The 15,807-nt window shown below is 68.3% G+C and carries 18 protein-coding genes; 7 read left to right on the forward strand and 11 right to left on the reverse strand.

Annotated elements, in window-relative coordinates; all coding sequences use genetic code 11:
- The 4 genes from QX204_RS32605 to QX204_RS32620 form a co-directional block, all read right to left on the reverse strand.
- Positions 1-702: a TMEM165/GDT1 family protein gene (locus QX204_RS32605; RefSeq protein ID WP_301904286.1), complete on the reverse strand. Its 702-nt coding sequence runs from the start codon at positions 700-702 to the stop codon at positions 1-3.
- A gap of 359 nt (positions 703-1,061) precedes the next feature.
- Positions 1,062-1,589, reverse strand: a complete 528-nt coding sequence (locus QX204_RS32610) for a hypothetical protein (protein WP_056822475.1) — start codon at positions 1,587-1,589, stop codon at positions 1,062-1,064.
- Between the two features lie 153 nt (positions 1,590-1,742).
- Positions 1,743-2,366, reverse strand: coding sequence for a superoxide dismutase (locus tag QX204_RS32615; protein WP_056822473.1), 624 nt, complete (start codon positions 2,364-2,366; stop codon positions 1,743-1,745).
- A 234-nt stretch (positions 2,367-2,600) separates the two neighbouring features.
- Positions 2,601-3,212, reverse strand: coding sequence for a hypothetical protein (locus QX204_RS32620; protein ID WP_301904288.1), 612 nt, complete (start codon positions 3,210-3,212; stop codon positions 2,601-2,603).
- Between the two features lie 336 nt (positions 3,213-3,548).
- On the opposite strand from QX204_RS32620, the gene QX204_RS32625 reads away from it, so the two are divergent.
- From QX204_RS32625 to QX204_RS32640, 4 genes are all read left to right on the forward strand, one after another.
- Positions 3,549-3,908 carry a rhodanese-like domain-containing protein gene (locus QX204_RS32625; protein ID WP_301904289.1) on the forward strand — a complete coding sequence of 120 codons (360 nt, stop codon included), beginning with the start codon at positions 3,549-3,551 and terminating at the stop codon, positions 3,906-3,908.
- A gap of 20 nt (positions 3,909-3,928) precedes the next feature.
- Entirely contained in the window at positions 3,929-4,993 is a 1,065-nt protein-coding gene (locus tag QX204_RS32630) for a DUF4328 domain-containing protein (RefSeq protein WP_301904291.1), read from the forward strand.
- Positions 4,990-5,757 (forward strand): glycerophosphodiester phosphodiesterase, encoded by a 768-nt coding sequence (locus QX204_RS32635; protein ID WP_301904292.1) that lies wholly within the window; start codon positions 4,990-4,992, stop codon positions 5,755-5,757. Before QX204_RS32630 ends, QX204_RS32635 begins: the two co-directional genes overlap by 4 nt.
- Positions 5,758-5,833: 76 nt before the next feature.
- Entirely contained in the window at positions 5,834-6,754 is a 921-nt protein-coding gene (locus QX204_RS32640) for a DUF5926 family protein (protein ID WP_301904293.1), read from the forward strand.
- 240 nt (positions 6,755-6,994) lie between these two features.
- Here QX204_RS32640 and QX204_RS32645 read toward each other — a convergent pair whose 3' ends face one another.
- The 5 genes from QX204_RS32645 to QX204_RS32665 all read right to left on the reverse strand — a co-directional run bounded on the left by QX204_RS32645 (position 6,995) and on the right by QX204_RS32665 (position 11,544).
- Complete coding sequence (locus QX204_RS32645) at positions 6,995-7,543, reverse strand: ferritin (protein ID WP_301904294.1); 549 nt, start codon at positions 7,541-7,543, stop codon at positions 6,995-6,997.
- 82 nt (positions 7,544-7,625) lie between these two features.
- On the reverse strand, positions 7,626-8,156 hold the full coding sequence (locus QX204_RS32650) for a ferritin (protein WP_301904295.1): 531 nt from the start codon (positions 8,154-8,156) through the stop codon (positions 7,626-7,628).
- Positions 8,157-8,165: 9 nt separating this feature from the next.
- The gene (locus QX204_RS32655; RefSeq protein ID WP_301908193.1) at positions 8,166-9,578 is read right to left on the reverse strand and encodes an LCP family protein; all 1,413 of its coding nucleotides are present in this window, start codon (positions 9,576-9,578) and stop codon (positions 8,166-8,168) included.
- 147 nt (positions 9,579-9,725) lie between these two features.
- Positions 9,726-10,502 carry a CPBP family intramembrane glutamic endopeptidase gene (locus tag QX204_RS32660; protein WP_301904296.1) on the reverse strand — a complete coding sequence of 259 codons (777 nt, stop codon included), beginning with the start codon at positions 10,500-10,502 and terminating at the stop codon, positions 9,726-9,728.
- Positions 10,503-10,782: 280 nt separating this feature from the next.
- Entirely contained in the window at positions 10,783-11,544 is a 762-nt protein-coding gene (locus QX204_RS32665; RefSeq protein ID WP_301904297.1) for a DUF2470 domain-containing protein, read from the reverse strand.
- Positions 11,545-11,645: 101 nt separating this feature from the next.
- Here QX204_RS32665 and QX204_RS32670 point away from each other — a divergent pair, with 101 nt between their 5' ends.
- From QX204_RS32670 to QX204_RS32680, 3 genes are all read left to right on the forward strand, one after another.
- Positions 11,646-12,068: a hypothetical protein gene (locus QX204_RS32670; RefSeq protein ID WP_301904299.1), complete on the forward strand. Its 423-nt coding sequence runs from the start codon at positions 11,646-11,648 to the stop codon at positions 12,066-12,068.
- Between the two features lie 100 nt (positions 12,069-12,168).
- Positions 12,169-13,083: a prephenate dehydratase gene (gene pheA, locus QX204_RS32675; protein WP_301904300.1), complete on the forward strand. Its 915-nt coding sequence runs from the start codon at positions 12,169-12,171 to the stop codon at positions 13,081-13,083.
- Positions 13,080-13,748 (forward strand): histidine phosphatase family protein, encoded by a 669-nt coding sequence (locus QX204_RS32680; RefSeq protein ID WP_301904301.1) that lies wholly within the window; start codon positions 13,080-13,082, stop codon positions 13,746-13,748. Before pheA ends, QX204_RS32680 begins: the two co-directional genes overlap by 4 nt.
- Before the next feature lie 79 nt (positions 13,749-13,827).
- On the opposite strand, the gene QX204_RS32685 is transcribed toward QX204_RS32680, so the two are convergent.
- On the reverse strand, positions 13,828-14,664 hold the full coding sequence (locus QX204_RS32685) for an ESX secretion-associated protein EspG (protein WP_301904302.1): 837 nt from the start codon (positions 14,662-14,664) through the stop codon (positions 13,828-13,830).
- Positions 14,661-15,785, reverse strand: a complete 1,125-nt coding sequence (locus QX204_RS32690) for a PPE domain-containing protein (RefSeq protein ID WP_301904303.1) — start codon at positions 15,783-15,785, stop codon at positions 14,661-14,663. The genes QX204_RS32685 and QX204_RS32690 overlap by 4 nt, the downstream gene beginning before the upstream one ends.
- Between the last annotated feature and the right edge of the window lie 22 nt (positions 15,786-15,807).

Raw genomic sequence — 15,807 nt, forward strand, 5'->3', positions numbered from 1 at the left:
TCAGCGCGCCGCCAGCTCGGCCGGATCGGGCGCCGTGCGCCGCGTGGCGCGCCATACTCCGACGCCGAGACCGGCCATCGCGGGGGCCAGTAGCGCCAGCCCGGCCGACGCCCAACCGCCGAGACCGGGCACGAACGCGTCGAGCACGGTCTTCGCGGCGAAGAACAGGAACAGCAGGCCCGATGCGATGGCGATGCCGCGCTCGGGCAGGTGCTTGCCCGCGATCTTGCCGACCAGGATCGCCAGCGCGCCCGCGGCCACCATGCCCGCGACCGAGCCGATCCAGACGGCCAGCCAGTTGTTGTTGGAGGCGAGGGCGGCGGCGGCGAACATGGTGCGGTCGCCGAGTTCGGCGAGGGTGAAGGCGGAGATCACCACGAGAAAGGCATTGCGGGTGCTCGACGGCGCTGGAGCTTCGTCGGAGTCGTCATGGCTGGTGAGCGCGTCGCGCAGCGTCCAGAGGCCGACCACGAGCAGGGTGAGCGCGGTGATGACGGCGATGGCGTTCGCGGGGAGCGCGGTGCCGAGGAAGTGGCCGACGCCCGCGGCGATGAGGTTCACGGCCACGCTGGCGACGCTGATGCCTGCCAGCACCACCCACCAGCGGTAGCGCAGCGAGAACGTCAACGCCATGAGTTGCGATTTGTCGCCGAGTTCGGCGAGGAAGAGCACGCCGAAGCTCAGCAGAATCGTGGCGATCATGAGGTCAGCTCCCAGGAAATACTCCGGCCTGTGGCTGAAAGACGGGTGCGCCTTCAGCCACACCGGTCGACGGATCGGTTCGTGGCCGAAGGTCTCGCCCACCGGTGGTCACCGGTTCACGCAGCCGGACCGCGCCGAATTCGGCGGGCGATCAGTATGTCGACTGGGCGATTGCGGGCTACTCCCCTTCGCTGTCCACCACTCTAGCCCGATTGCTCCTGGTATGCCAAGCGCTCGTAATCCAAATCTCAATGGGCGCAATAAGTTTGGGTGTGCGGCGGCGATAGTTCGGTTTCCCTGATTTCAGCACCACGCAGACCCGTTGCCAGGCATTCGCCCGGCCGTCACGGTCGAAAGGCTCAGGACGCCAGCAGCATTGCGAGCACGGCGGTGTCTGGATCGCTGATCAGATCCATGCCGACCCGGCTCACCAGCGAGGTGATCGTGCCGTCGAGTTCGGCCTCTGCCCATGCGGCGCGATGCTCCAAACCGAGGTGCGGCACGCCGGGCAGCAGGACGCAGCCCGAGGCCGCGCCCGCGCATTCGGGCAGCGACGGACGGGTCTCCGAGGGCGGATGCAGCATCAGCAGCGCGGGCGGCACATGCGCGGCGAACCGGCCGGGCTCGATCGCCTCGTCGCCGAGGACCGGGCCTTCCGCCATCACCAGCCCCACCGTGCCGGGTTCCGGATCGTCGGGCAGCTCCTCGCGTACCCCGAACACCGTGGTGGTCACCAGCAGACCGGGCATCGACGCCACCCGCACGGCCAGCACCAGTACCTGCGCCCATTCCTTGGTGGTATCCGGCCACCGCCCCGAAACCACGAATCCCCGTAGTCGACCGCGCGCCTGAAACGGCGTGATCCCGATCGGACCCTGTGTGTTCATGATGGCCTCCCGACTAACGGGGGCGACTGTGCCCGTATAAGACAGGAATAGCCCCTAACCCATCTGGCACACAAGTACCAAAGAGTGCTAATCGGGCAAAACGACAACGGGCCCGCCTGCGAAAATCGCAGGCGGGCCCGTTGAAGGGCGCTATCAGCCGAAGATCAGGCCCTTGCCCTGGCCTACGGCCCGGGCGAAGCGGTCCTGCACGTCAGCCCAGTTGACGACGTTCCAGAACGCGGTCACGTAGTCGGCCTTGACGTTCTTGTACTGCAGGTAGAAGGCGTGCTCCCACATGTCGACCTGCAGCAGCGGGATGATGCCGGTGGGCACGTTGGCCTGCTGGTCGTACAGCTGGAAGGTCAGCAGCTTCTGGCCGAGGGTGTCGTAACCCAGGACGGCCCAGCCGGAGCCCTGCAGGCCGTTGGCGGCAGCGGTGAACTGCGCGCGGAACTTGTCGAACGAACCGAACTGGTCGGCGATGGCCGCGGCCAGGTCGCCTTCCGGCTGGTCGCCGCCGTTGGGGGAAAGGTTCTTCCACCAAACGGAGTGGTTGTAGTGGCCACCCAGGTGGAAGGCCAGGTTCTTCTCCAGCAGCAGGATGGCAGCCAGGTCGCCGGATTCGCGAGCTTCCTCGAGCTGCTCGAGCGCCTTGTTGGCGCCTGCGACGTAGGCAGCGTGGTGCTTGGTGTAGTGGATCTCGTTGATCTCACCGGAGATGTGAGGCTCCAGTGCGCCGAAGTCGTAATCCAGTTCCGGCAGCGTGTAGACGGCCACGATGTCCCTTTCCGTGTGTCGGGCTGTGTGCGCCCAGTTCGGACGACAACACCAACCATCATTCGTACACCCGCCCCGTGCAACCCGCGAACCGTGCCCCCGATTCCCCGTATGTCTCTACCGGCGGGGCCCGCCCTGATCTGGACTGAGTGGAGGGTGCGACGAAGGAGTGCCCGGAGGGAGGGAAGATCAGGGGCCCGAAGGGCCCCGCTCGAGCGCGCCGGCGCTCCAAAATTACAGCGGCGGCGCGATGTCGGCTTTCGTCGTCCTGGCATCGCCGGTGGCGTGCGCGTCCCACCAGCGCCGGCCGCCGTCGATGAACTCGTTCATCGGAATCTCGCGGCCCGCGGTGTCGGTGACCGAGATCTTGTCGAACCACACGCGGACGTCGAGTTCGCGCGGGTCGATGCCCTCCTCCTGGGAGAACTCGATGACATGCGCGGCGATGCGCTGATCGAGCACGGTGTCGAAGCTGAGCAACTCGCTCCACAGCGTCCACCCGCTGTCGTCGAGGTCGATGAACTCCCACCCGTGCAGCCCGCCGCCGCCGAAGCTCTCGATGGCCTCGTCGAGCTGGTCGAGGCTCAGCGGAAGCACGCGGGCGTCGACATCGTCCCAGCGCTGGATGCGCAGGGAGGCCGCGACGCGGGTGACTCCGGTGAAGGTGAGCAGGACTTTCGTGTCGATCGGCGCGGGTCCATCCGTGGGTAGCGTCAGCACCTCCAGAGCGAGTTGCAGCCTGCCCGCCGCGGCATCCACTTCTACCCCTAGACACGTGGATTCGGACAAAGCGGTATTCAAGCCGTTGATGTCGAAACTGTCGAGTAGCCCCCTGCTCACGTTCATGCGCCCAGGCTACCGATCCGGCCGCCCAGATCCCAGGATTTAGGATTTTCTCTAGTGTTCTCGTTTTTATGGAACCGATTCGGCCCCACTTGCGTCCAAGTAGATGTCGGGACAGAACACACTCCACGAATCCCGACGTCAGCGGCGAACGACCGCTCCGGGATGACATGGAGGGGAGTCCCGGATCGGTTGTTCCCGGCTGGTTCCACCCGGCTGTCGGCGTCGTCGGCAGCCGGTTCCCGTTGGCTGTGTGCTGACCGATAGCTGGGGCTCGCGGATCGCACCGTCCTCGCACAGCCTCGCCCGGCGATCCGCGCGGCATGGCAGGATCGAGGCGTGACGAGCTCCGATGTCCCCACGGTGCCGGTGGGTGCGGTACCCGCCGCGTTCGACGACGCGGACCCGGCGCCGGGCGCGCAGCTGCTCGACGTGCGCGAACCCGATGAATGGAACCTCGGCCACGCGCCGGGCGCGGTCCACATCCCGATGGCCGACGTGCCCGCCCGCCTCGACGAGCTCGATATCGACGCCGAGCTCTACATCGTGTGCAGACAGGGTGGCCGGTCCATCGAGGTCGTCCGGTATCTCGCCCACATCGGGTACGAAGCGGTCGATGTCGCGGGAGGCATGGTGGCCTGGCAGCAGACCGGCCGCCCGGTGGTCGCCGACGGCGAACACGAAGCCAAGATCTACTAGTCCGGAAGCGGGGTGCGCGGGTGAGTTCGGTGGTGCAACCATGTGCACGCTGTGGTGCGCGGTGGGCCGTGCAGGGCGCGCCGATGCACTGGTGCCCGCGCTGCCGAGGGGTGCTGCTCTCGCCCGGCAGAGTCGACGCGCCGGCCACCCAGCGCAACTACCGCTGGGTCGCGCGCCGACCCGACCACCGCACCCGTAAGGCGAGCGCGACCACCTCGGCCCCGCTCGGGCCGACCCCGCGCTACACCGAGACCCCGCGCTGGGGCCTGCTCGATCCGCCGCCGTCCGTGGCCCGCCCACCCGAGCGTCCCCTGCGCGGTCTCGCCGTCCGCCGCGATCGGCTGCTGGTCACGACCGCGCTCGCGTTCCTGCTCGCCGGCCTCGCCGAATACGGCCGCTACCTGATCCTGTTGCAGAACCGCGCCCGGCTCATCCCCGGCTGGCTGCTGTCGATCTCCGACGCGACGGTGCTGGTGTTCGGCGTCCTCGCGCCCCTCTGCGCGCTGGTGACGGCCGTGTCGCTGGTCGCCTGGCTCATCGAAGCGCGCACGATCGTGTTCACCGCCTACGGCAAGCGCGACCCACGCAAACGGTGGTCGCTGATCGCGGGATGCCTGGTGCCGGGCGTCAATCTGATCTGGCCCGGCGTGTTCCTCACCGAACTCCTCGGCGCCGACCCGGATCCGCGTTCGTGGCGGGCGGTGCGGATCTGGTGGGCCGCTTGGGCATTCAGCGGGCTGCTGCTGATCGCGGCGACGCTGTGGCGCGACGCGTCGACCCTGCAGGCCGAGGCCGACGGTGTCTCCTTCACCGGTTTCACCAACCTGTGCGCGGCCGCGTTTGCGGTGCTGACGTTGTGGATGGTGCGCACGCTGGAGGGCCGTGACCTGCGTGGGGAGGTCAGGTCGGCGCACCGTTGGGTGATGGCGGCCGATCCCGCCGAGGTCGTCATCGCGCCGGTCGAGCCGGGCGCTGTCGCAGTGCGCGACGTCGCGGCGCGCGATGACGTCGGGCACGATGAGGCCGAGCGCGCGGATTCCGTCCGGACAGGCGAGAATACGCAGGAGGAGGTCGTGGCCAAGTGAGCCAGAGCAATCGCCCACCCTTCGTGGTGGCGCATCGTGGTGCGTCGGCGGCACGACCCGAGCACACCCTCGCCGCGTACGAACTAGCGCTGCAGGAGGGCGCCGACGGTGTCGAATGCGACGTCCGGCTCACCCGTGACGGCCACCTGGTCTGCGTGCACGACCGCACGGTCGACCGCACCGCCGATGCCACCGGCCTGGTCAGTGAACTGACGCTGGACGAGTTGCGCGACATGAACTTCGGCACCGGCGAAGAGCCGCAGGGTGTGCTCGCGCTGAGCGATCTGATCGGCCTCGTCCTCGACTGGCGCACCCGTCCGACGAAACTGTTCATCGAGACCAAGCACCCGGTGCGCTACGGCGCCCTGGTGGAGAACAAGGTGCTCGCCGAACTCCAGCGTTTCGGCATCGCCACGCCCGCTTCGGCCGATCACTCCCGCGCGGTGGTGATGTCGTTCGCGGCGACCGCGGTCTGGCGGATCCGCCGTGCCGCACCACTGTTGCCGACGGTACTGCTCGGCGAATCGTCGCGGTTCCTCGGCGGGGGCGCGGCCACCACGGTCGGCGCAACCGCGGTCGGCCCTTCGGTGAAGACGCTGCGCGAGCATCCCGAACTCGTCGACAAGGCCGCCGCGGCGGGCCGGGCCACCTACTGCTGGACCGTGGACGATCCGGAAGACGTGACGTTGTGCGCCGACCTCGGCGTCAGCTGGGTGGCGACCAACCACCCGGGCCGCACGAAGGCGCTACTGGCCGGAGTCTGATCGCCCGCACCGGACACGGCGGGCGTGGGCAGGGGGCGCGGTAAGCGAACTCGCCGCTCGGCCATAAACTCCACGCGTGGGTAAAAGCAAGCGGAACAGTCCGAAGCCCGACAGTAATCGGGCTCAGCGTCTCGCGCAGCGGCGTGCGGCGCAGGAGCAGGCATCCGCGGCCGTGACACGGCCGTTCGAGGGTCTTGCCGCCGAATGTGATCTGGTGGCGCTGCGGGAGTTCGTGCCGTCGGCGACCGCGACCTTGAAGCTCGCGCCCGGTGTGGCCGCGCAGCGTGAGGTCACCCTGGCGACGGTGCTGCCCGGCGCGGTGGCCGCGCTGGTGCGCGCAGGCGACGAGCCGGTCGGCTTCGTCGGCACGCAGATGCAGTTCCGCGGCGAAGACCCGTCGGCCGATATCGCGGCGGCGATCCTGTGGACCCAGTCGGCCGAGCCCGGCGAGTCGCTGAACTCCGCCGACGCCGTCGACGGTGGTCCGCGCCTCGCCGATGTCATCGATCCCGGCGCCGACCTCGAGCTCACCGTGCACCAGGACTTCGACTGGTGGGTGCCCGAGGGCGTCACCCCGGATCCGCAGGTGGCGGCGACGATCGAGCAGGCCAAGCAGGCCATCATGCCGTCGGCGCGCCTCGACCTCGGCCCGGATTCCGTCGGCGCGGCCTGGTGGGTCGACGCGGGCGAGAAGGCGCATGTGCGCTGGGTGCGTCCCGAGGACGAAGACGCGCTGATGCTGGCCCTGGCTCGCGTGCACGCCACCGGTGGCCTGCACCTCGGTGAGGGTTCGCGCTTCGCCGGTTCGTTCCGTACGCACGGTCTGCTGGTGCCGGTGTTCGACCTCGATCCCGAGCGGCACCCGGCCGAATGGGAAGCTCCGGCGCGGGAATTCGGTGCTCGCCTGGCCGAAGCGCTGGCGTCCGACGCGCCTATGACCAGCGAAGAACGTCGTTCGCGCGATGGTCTGCGTTCGCGTCAGGTCACCCTGCGCTGAACTTAATGAAACATGTCTCTTTCACAGATTCGATCCGCTAGGTTCACGACTGAACCGGACAATCGGTGAAGAGGAAAGTAAGAGGCATCGTGGAATTTCTCGGATCTATCGCTGGTCTCGCGCAGATCGTGATCGGCACCGTGCTGGCCAACACCGGCTCGGGCGGTTCCGGCTCCGGCTGGTAAACGCGCACAAAGGATTCGGCTCGCTGCCCGCGAGCCGAATCCTTTCGCGTTCGAGCTAGACGCTGCCGCCCGCGACCGACGGCGCCCCGGACGCATCCTTCGGGGTGCTCAGCTCGCGCCACATGAACTCCTCCAGGTCGAACAGGTTCGACCCGGCGCGATCGGCGATATTGAGCAGCGTGGTCATGTGCGCCACTTCTTCGACCTGTTCCTTCAGGAACCACTGCATGAACTGCTCGCCGAGGTAATCGCCCTCTTCACGGGCGGTGCTCGCCAGCTGCACGATCTGATCGGTGACCGTCTTCTCCTGGGTCAACGCCAGTTCGATCGGCTCACGGGCGGACTCGAACTTCGACTTCGCCGCGTCGATGCCCGAGATCTCCACGGAGATGTCGCGGTCGACGAAGTACTGCACGATCATCATCGCGTGGTTGCGTTCTTCCACCGACTGCGCGTAGAAGCGCTTGGCCAGCTGCGGCAGGTCGTGGTTGTCGAACCACACCGCGATCGCGATGTACTGGTGCTCGGCATTGAACTCATGCCGGATTTGGTCTTGGAGCAGAGTGTGGAACTTGCTTCGCGGGGCTTCCGGATGAATCGACATGGCCGCCACATTAATGCTGGTCATAGGGGTTGTCATCCAAGTGCAGCCTTATTGAGGACAGTATTCCCTAACCAAGTATTTCCTAAGTCGCGCCTGCCATTCGGGGTGCGGTGGTATCGATTCGCACCGTCCCGCGCAGTTCACGGCGGATGAATTCCTCGACGTCGAACAGGTTGTCCTGCCGGTCGAGCACGGTCAACAGGGTGGTCATCGCGGCGACATCGTCGACCTGCTCGCCGAGGAACCACTGCATGAATTGTTCGCCGAGAAAATCATTGCTGTCGCGCGCGGCCGCGGCGAGAGCGCTGACCTGCGCGGTGGTGACGCGCTCGCGGTCGAGCAGAAAGGCGATCGTGGCGCGCGGGGAGTCGAATTCCGAGCGGACCTCGTCGAGCCCGCCGATCGCGATCGGCACATCGCGGTCGAGCAGGTACTGCACCATGCGCATCGCGTGCCCGTGATTCGACGTCGAACGCGCGTAGGTCTGCGCGGCCAGCTCGGGTAAATCCTGTGCGTCGAAATAGACGGCGGCGGCCAGATACTGATGCGCCGCGGTCAGACCGGCTCTGACCTGGTCACGGAGGAGTTCGGTGAACGACAGGTTCTCGGGCATACCTCGACGTTACCGCGTGAGCAGTTCCTCTGGGATCTGCTGATCGGTGGCGAGCGCCTCGAAGAAACCAGAGGCCTTGGACTTGTCCCAGAGCAACACATTGCCCACGTCGGTGTCGTCGAATCCGCCGATCGGAACGCTGGTGGTCACGGTGTCGCCGCGCATCGCCCAGCCGAGTGCCGCGAGGTTCCAGATGTGGTCTCCGTCGTCGACCTTCAGGGAACCGGCGACCCCGGTTGCCATGGGCCACAACGAGAACGGATTCGCGAGGGTGCCCATGCTCGTGGCCTTCTTCAACAGCGCCGCCATGAACATCCGCTGATGGTTCATCCGGTCGACATCGGCGTTCGGGGTCGCCCTGGTGCGAACGAAGCCGAGTGCTTGCGGGCCGGACAGTTCCTGGCAGCCCGCGGGCAGGTCGAGCCCGGCCAGCGGGTCGACGATCGGTTCGTCCAGACACATCTCGAGCCCACCCAACGCGTCGACGACACTGGCGAAACCACCGAAGCCGATCTGCGCGTAGTGGTCGATCCGCACGCCCGTCGCTTCCTCCACCGTTTGGACCAGCAGCGACGCGCCGCCGATCGCGAACGACGCGTTCAGCTTGTCCTTGCCGTGGCCGGGGATGTTCACGTAGGAGTCGCGCGGAAGGCTGACCATGGTGGTCGGACCGGAGCCCGGAATGTGCACCATCATGATCGTGTCGGTGCGTTCGGGTCCGGTGTCGCCGCCGGTCGCGAGTTCCTGTTCCTGCTCGGTGGAGAGGTCACCACGGCCGTCGGAGCCGACCAGCAGCCAGTTGGTGCCGGGGGTATTGCTCACGCGGTCGCTGTAGGAGGGCAGCGCGGTGATGCGGGTGAGTGAGTTGTCCAGGTGTACGACCGCGGCGATCAGGCCGGCGATCAACAGCACGATGATCACCATCAGCCACCGGAACGGATGACGTTTGCGCCTGCGCCGTGGCGGCTGCGGCTGCCTGCCCCCGGTGACCGGCGGGGGAGTGCGTCGGGGCGGGAGTGCGTCGTGGTGGGGCACCGGCCGCTGAGTCGGTGCGTGTCTGACCTGCTCACGAGGCGGTCGTGGCGGCGGCGGTGGTGCCTGACGCGGCTTCTCGCGCTCGTAGGGCAGCTGCGAATAGGCCAGCGGCTGGTCACCGGAGTTGCCGCGGTGCATCACCTGGGTGGGTTCGACGTGTGACGCGCCGCGCCGAGGTGCCGGGTTGTAGCGAACCGTCGGACCGTCCTCGGGCTGCGGGCGCCGGTCGTTGCCGGGCGGGCGGCCGTAGCGCGGATCCGGGGGCATCGCGCGACCCTGCGGCGGCTGAGGACGACCTTGTGGGGGCACCGAGGGGCCGCCGGGGCGGCCGGACGTCGGCGGCACCCGGCGTCTACGGGGGTCCTCGCGGGGGTCGTCGCCGTTCATCACCGTCAAACTCTACTGATCGTGGGGAGCGCGAGTCGGTTTCCGCGCGCTCGGTTACTACTGGTGATACCCCGCGCTGGGGCCACTGTTAGCGAGAAACGCGGTGATGTGGTGAAACTCGCCGCGACACGCCGTCGGCATCAGTGATCACGGCAGCCAACCGACGCGTCCGCGCAGCACGTTGTAGCCGAGATAGGCGACGGCGTCGATTGTCGCGTGGGCCAGGATCAGCGGCCACAGGCGGTTGGTTCGCTGCCAGTAGCGGCCGAAGATCAGGCCCATCACGATATTGCCCAGCCCGCCGCCGATCCCCTGATACAGGTGATAGCTGCCGCGCAGCAGCGCCGACGCGGCCAGCGACGAGTTCTCCGACCAGCCGAGCCTGCGCAGCCGGGTGATCAGATAGCCCACCACCACCACTTCCTCGGCGACGGAATTCGCACAGGCCGACAAGATCAGGACCGGCAGCCGCCACCAGTGCTCCGACAGCGAACTCGGCACGATGGTGACGCTCACCCCCATCGCGTGCGCGATCAGATACAGCGCGAGCCCCGGCAGTCCGATCACCGCGGCGAGCGCGAGACCTGCCACGATGTCGCCACGCCGGATACGGGCCAACCCGATCATCCGGGGCCCGATCCCGCTGCGCCACAACAGGTACAGCGCCAACGCCGCCCACGCCATCAGCCGGGTCACCCCGACGAGCTGGAACAGCAGATCGAGGAATGAGTTGTTCGACCGCGACGCGTTCAACGCCACGGTCCGGCCACCGACCCCACCCGGCGACAGCGCCGAATCCAGCAGGGAAAGAGCGGCACTGATCCCACTCAACCCGAAGGTCACGAGCAGAACGATCGTGATCTCTACTCGCAGTCCGAACCTGTCCCGCTCGCTCAGCTGGGTATCCGGAGGATCGACGCGCATGCCGCGCAGTGTAAGCAGTGTTGGTTGGCGCGCTGGCGCGCGCGGGTCCGCGGCCCCCACGGGCCGCCGGTCAGGCGCCGTTGCTTGCTCCTTCGTCGCCTACGCAACGGCGCCTGACCGGCGACCCGGCCGCGGACCGGCCACTTCGTGGCCGCCGCTCCCTAGGGGTCGCGGGTGCGGGGTCGGGAGTGTGGGGTTGGGAGTGTGGGGTCGGGAGTGCGGTACGGCTGTGGGCATCGGCGTGGGGAACGCGAAGGAATCGTGGGGAAGCGCGAATGATTCAGATGCGGCGCAGGCCGTTCAGGAACGGGCAGCCCGCCAGGATGCGGACCGCGCGGCTCAGCGATTCGATGTCGTCGGCGGGGGTGGGGAAGGGCAGCCGGACGTCGTGGTCGCCGTCGTTGCTCTCCACGCGCAGGGTCAGGCCGTAGCGGTCGATGGCGAGCGGGTGCACGAGGCCGCCCCGCAGCCGGGTCGGCAGGTGGCGGGCCAGTTGGGCCACCACGTCGGCGTGATCCTCGGACATGTGTTGCAGCCAGGCGCTTTCCAGCTCGCAGAACGGGTCGGCCGTGGCGGCGCGTAGGTCGGCGTGGTCGACGGATTCCGCGCCCGCGGTGTCGGCCAGCACCGCCGAGTTCACCACGATCCGCAGCAGCGTGACGCCGTGGCCGACATCGAGCAGGCCCGGATGTGGGAAGTCCTTGGCGATTTCGACGGCGAGCGCGCGCTGTGCCTGCTCGGGCACCTGTCGCACCCAGCCGCGCAACCACACCAGCGCCCTGACCGGCTCACGCAGCGGCAGGGGCGCGTGATCGGTGAGCTCGAGGACCGCGGAGGTCTCGTTGGCCGTGGCGGCCATCGCGGCCGCGAGCGAGGACCCCGGCACCGCGATCACCGCGTCGCCGCACCGGCGCAGGTGGTGCAGCGTGGTGGGGACCGGGTCGATTCCGGGGAGCGCGAGCACCGCTGTCTCGGCATGAGCGCACGCACTTCGCACCCGCTCGGCGGTGGTCGGCGCGAGGATCGTGGTGGGGCTCGGCATGACAACCTCCGCGAACGTTTGATTAGGTAAACCTAAGCTAAGTTACAAACGCCCGACGCGCAAGAGGACACCCCGATGAATCGAGCCGATACGGTGGACGGATGACGCACGACGACCACGGCGACGACCATTCCGCCCCCGCCGAACCCGTCCTGCTGAGCCTGTCGGCCCCCGCCCGCCGCAGTCTCGTGGCCGACCTGGTCCGCCCCGACGGCAGTTCGCCCGCCCCCGTCGACGTCGACATCCCCGACCCCGACCTCACCGCCTTCCTGGCCGGCATCGCCCACGCCGACCACGGCTTCACCGCCCGCACCACCAGCGGCCCCCGCGCTCTCGCCGTGGTCGCCGGCACCGTCGCGGCCCTGTGCGGCGAAGACATCCCCACCGCCCTCACCGCCCCTGACCTCGCCTTCCTGAAGTCACTGAAGCCAGCCGCGATCGAGGCCACCCGCACCGTCCTGCTGGCCATCGAAACTCCTGACGAACAGGCGATCGCCGACGCGCTGCGAGTACTGGACAACTGACCCCGAGCCCGGCGGGCCGACCGCCACGCGTTAGCTGCCGCACCACCTGTCCGACCTTCGAGTCCGAAACCCAGTCGGCGCCAGCCGCTAAAGTTGCAGTGTGCCGCGTATAGCGTATTTCGGACCGTCCGGGACCTTCACCGAGATGGCTCTGGCGAAGTTCGAGAACTCGGGGGCCTTCGACGGGCCGGTCGAGCGAGTCGCCGCGCCCAGCCAAGGGGCAGCGCTCGACCTGATCCGGACCGGACAGGTCGACGGCGCGGTGGTGCCGATCGAGAGTTCGGTGGAGGGCTCGATCCCGGCGACCCTGGATTCCCTCGCCATCGGACCGCGTTTGCAGATCATGGCCGAAACCGAACTCGAGGTGACCTTCACGATTCTGGCGCGCCCCGGAACCGCGCTGGCCGACGTGCGCACCCTGGCCGCCTATCCGGTGGCGGCGGCGCAGGTCAGGGAATGGGTGGCGCGCACCATGCCCGATGCGCGCCCGTTCACCTCGGCATCCAACGCGGCCGCCGCCGAAGACGTGGCGGCCGGAACCGCCGATGCCGCGATCTCGACCGCACTGGCGGGTGAACGACTCGGCCTGGTGACCCTGGCGGGCGGCGTCGCCGATCACGACCAGGCCATCACCCGCTTCGTCCTGGTCACCCACCCGGGCGTCGCACCGGGCGCCACCGGCGCCGACCGGACCTCCGTGGTGCTCGAACTGCCCAACGAACCCGGTTCACTGATGCGCGCGTTCGCCGAATTCGCTACGCGTGGAGTCGATCTCACCCGTATCGAATCGCGCCCGACCCGCACCGGCATGGGCACCTACCGGTTCTATCTCGACTGTGTCGGACACATCGACGACCCGGCGGTAGCGGAAACACTGAAAGCTCTGCACCGCACCACCCGGGTCCGCTTCCTCGGATCTTGGCCCGCGACAGCGGCAGTCGGCACACCGCCGCCGTCGGACGAACCGGCCGCAGAATGGTTGACGCAATTGCGAAAGGGGGTCGCGGACCTATGACTACCCGCGCGAAACTGATTCTGGTGCGCCACGGCGAGACCGAGGGCAATGTCGCGAAGATCCTCGACACCGCGGTGCCTGGCCTACCACTGACCGAACGTGGTGTGGCGCAAGCGAAAGCGTTCGGCGCGGGCTTGGAGCGAGCGCCCCAGGTGCTGGTGTCGTCGGACGCGCTTCGTGCCCGCCAGACCGCGAGCTACATCGAAGAGGCCACCGGCACACCGGCATACGTCCTCGACGGCCTGTACGAGGTGCAGGTGGGCGAGCTGCACGGCCGCTCCGACCGGGAAGCGCACGAGCTCTTCCAGCAGATCTATCGCGGCTGGCACCTCGGTGAGCTCGACGTCAGAGCCCCCGGCGGCGAATCCGGCCACGAAGTGCTTGCCCGCATCCTGCCCGTCCTCGACGGCCTGCGCGAGGAGTTCCTGACCGACGACGCCGATGGTGACGTGGTGGTGGTGAACCACGGTGCCGCCATGCGCCTGATCGGGAAGGCCCTGGCCGGGGTGGCGCCGCCGTTCACGACGAACAACCACCTCGACAACACCGAGACCATCGAACTGCTCCCCACCGAAGACGGCGGCTGGGAATGCCTACGGTGGGGAAAATTCACCCCACCGTTCACTATCCAGGCCGACCCGTCAGCCGACGACCCCATGGGCTAAACGCTCCGGCTGCGCCTCCGGTTTGCGGCTAAGTTGTGGGGGCGTTGGTGGGGCCGGTTGCGGTTTCGGTGGGGTGGGCTTACGCCGGGTTAGTGGCTGCCGCGGTAGGGAATTCGGTGCGGACCGGGAGGGACTCGATGAGGTCGGCTACCGCGGTGCGTAGGCGGGCGTTCGTGCCGCTGGCGATGGACGACCACTTCACGCCGTCGTCGGCGACGCTGGCGGTGATGATGAATCTGCCTGCGCGCGTGTTGAACACGGCGATGTGGTTGTCCTGGATGTCGCGGGTGCCGTCACCGTAGGCCACGCCGACGATCTCGGCGTAGGAGTGGATCTCCACCAGCGCCGAAGCCAGTACCTGGGCATCGGTGGTCGGATTGCCCACCTTGGTCAGGCGCTGCGTGGTGGCGGCCACGTCACCGGTGTCGCCGAAGATCGGCGCCAATTGTTCGGTGGGAGCGTTCATCCCGTACAGCTCGAGCGCTTCGACCGGCCCGAGCGCCTGCAATACCGCGCCGGGCAGATCGAGACCGGCGTCATCGATGACGTAGGACTCCGGCCCGCGCAGGGCGACGACCGCACGGTCGTCGCCCTGCGCCAGGCAGAATCGGTTGACCTGGCCTGCCACCACCCACCGCAGCGCGATGATCCACTGCGGCCGGTAGAGCACCCGCAGCCGTTCGGCGAGCTCGGGTGCCACCACCTGGCCGAACAGCAGCTCGCGTTCGGCCAGGGCGGACTGTGCCACGTTCATGGCGGCGTCGTGCGCGGTGACGTTGTCATAGCGGCCCATGGCATCGAGCACCACGGGCATCTCGTCGAACTCCAGTTTCTCCAGGAGGAACTGCATGTCGTCGAGCGAGAGCACGACGGCGCCGAGCAGCGAACCTCCGCTGCCCGTGCCGAGAACCGTCACTTGGCCGATCCGGTGAGGTCGGCGCCGATCACACCTTCGGCCGCGTAGCGGCCATCGGTGAACTCGTCGGAGCGCACGTAGTCGACGCCATCATGCTCGTCGTCCTCCTCGCCCTTCTGCCGGTTGCCCATCAGCGGGTTGGCGCCGGTGCCCGTGTTGCGCACCGGTGCGCTCTCGACCCGGTTGACGACCGATTCCGACACCGGGGCGCTCGCGGACACGCTCGCGGCGGGCGCACCCCAGCCCTCCGGCAGCTTCAGCGAGCCCGCGCTGACGCCACCGAGACCGGCCGACGTGGTGGCCATGCCGCCACCGACCGCGGCACCGGCGGCAGCGACACCCGCCATGGCCGGAGCGACGGCGGCACTCGCGGGCGCGGTGGCCGTAGCCGCCGAGATCGCGGAAGCGCCGATATTGCCGGCCGTGCTGACCCCGCTGGTGAGCACGCCACCCGCGGTGTTGGCCGCCTGGGTGGCCGCGCTGACCACACCGGGATTGGAAACGAAGGCCTGCGCGGCGGCGACCGCGGTCTGCAGCGGATCGCCGCCACCGAAGTCGCCCTCTCCGGCGGAGCCCGCGCCGCTCGCGATGGCGGGCGGCATGGTGAACTCGCTGGGGATCGCGACGGTGGCCGACGTGGCGGCCTCGTAGGTCTCCATCACCAACGCGGCGCGGATGTCCATGGCGTGGCGCGCGACCTCGGCGACCTCGAAGGCGCCGGAGACGACACCGGGCGGGTTGGCCGAGGCGGCCACCGCGCCGTTGGTGGCGATGATCTCGGGCAGGCTCGGCATCGCGATCGACGCGACGGTGTAGGCGGTGGCATTGGCCGCGCACTTGGCGCTGATCGCCGCCGCCGCGATGCCCTGCTGGCTGGCCCAGCCCGCGAACGGGGCCAGACGGGCGAGCACGGCGATACCGTTGACGCCCTGGAGGCCGACACCGACCTCGGCGATCACGCGCGTGATCGTGAAGGCGGCGTCGCCCCACGCGGCGGCCAGCCCGCCCCACGAGGTAGCCGCGGCGCTGATCGGGATCGCGTGTGCGCCCGTATTGAGGGTGGTCGAGTTCACTTCGGCCATACGAGGCAGCCAGAACACCCCGGTGATCCCTGCGGTCATACTTGTTTCTCCCCTGAGTAAA

It is taken from the genome of Nocardia sp. PE-7, from assembly GCF_030486425.1.
Classification (GTDB): domain Bacteria; phylum Actinomycetota; class Actinomycetes; order Mycobacteriales; family Mycobacteriaceae; genus Nocardia; species Nocardia salmonicida_A.